The organism is Variovorax glucosi, assembly GCF_051216695.1.
Lineage (GTDB): Bacteria > Pseudomonadota > Gammaproteobacteria > Burkholderiales > Burkholderiaceae_C > Variovorax.
Map to the genome: position 1 here is coordinate 1 of NZ_JBPJZE010000209.1, position 1,215 is coordinate 1,215.

The window sequence follows — 1,215 nt, forward strand, 5'->3', positions numbered from 1 at the left end:
GTGATCCCGGCGGTGGCCGTCTTTAATTTCGCCACTGTGCGCGAACTGGCCCATGCGCAGGGCGATGCCTACGCGCTGGGAATCCACCCGTTGTGCACTGGTGAGGCGAAGGACGAAGACCTCGAAACCCTCGATGCCGAGTTGACCGCGCGGCGCGGCGACCCGCGGCTCGTGGCGGTCGGCGAGATCGGGCTCGACTACTTCGTCGAAGGGCTCGACGGCCCGAAGCAGGAGCGCTTTTTTCACACTCAGTTGCAACTGGCACGCAGGCATAGGTTACCCGTGCTCATTCACGTGCGGCGCTCGGTCGACAAGGTGCTCAAGCACCTGCGGCAGACGGCAGGCGGCAAGCCGTGGCAGGGCATTGCCCATGCCTTCAACGGCAGCGAGCAGCAGGCCCATGCGTGCATCGATCTTGGCCTGAAGCTGGGCTTCGGCGGCGCGGTGACCTTCGAGCGGGCTCTGCAGCTGCGGCGGCTGGCCACCACGCTGCCGATCGAATCGATCGTGATGGAGACCGATGCGCCCGACATCCAGCCGCACTGGCTGTACCGCACGCAGGCCCAGCGCGACGCCGGCGAACCGCAGGGCCGCAACGAGCCGGCCGAACTACCGCGCATCGCCGAAGTGGTGGCCGGCCTGCGGGGCATCGGCATCGAGGAGCTGGCCGCGGCCACCACCCGGAACGCGCTCGAAACGCTGCCGCGTCTCGAAAACCTCATGGCCTTGTCGGAACGCCCGCCGCACCCCGCGTAGGCCAATGCCCCGATCTGCCCGGATGCGTGCAGATGCCGTGGATTTGCTGTCATCCTTGAACTTCACCAGTTCGTTGCTGGTTCAGTGGCAAGTCAGTCACTCAAAACTTCATCCAACAAGGAGCTTTACATGACCACTTCTTTCATTCGCACCGTGCCCGTCGTCCTCGCGCTGGCGCTCGCCTCCATCGGCGTGTCGGCCGTGGCCCAGACCACCGCGCCTGCTGCCACCGCCCCGGCCCCGGCCGAGCCCTCCACCACTGAAAAGGTGAAGGAAGCCGGCAAGGACGCCGTCGACGCCACCAAGCGCACCACCAAGAAGGCCGTCGCCGCCACCGAAAAGGGCACCAAGAAGGCCTGGAGCGCCACCAAGAGCACGACCAAGAAGGCCACCACCGCCACCAAGAAGGCAGCCACCAAGACCGGTGAAGTCGTCGAAGGCGCTGGCCACAAGACGGCC

General features: G+C 66.2%; 2 protein-coding genes. Both read left to right on the forward strand.

Translation table 11 applies throughout. The annotated features are described in order from the left end of the window. Positions 1–756 (forward strand): TatD family hydrolase (locus tag ACSFA3_RS24335; RefSeq protein WP_435507948.1); only part of this gene is annotated, 756 nt, incomplete at its 5' end. Positions 757–885: 129 nt separating this feature from the next. Beyond that, positions 886–1,215, forward strand: a 330-nt coding sequence (locus ACSFA3_RS24340) for a hypothetical protein (RefSeq protein WP_435507949.1), incomplete at its 3' end; no start/stop codon positions are given.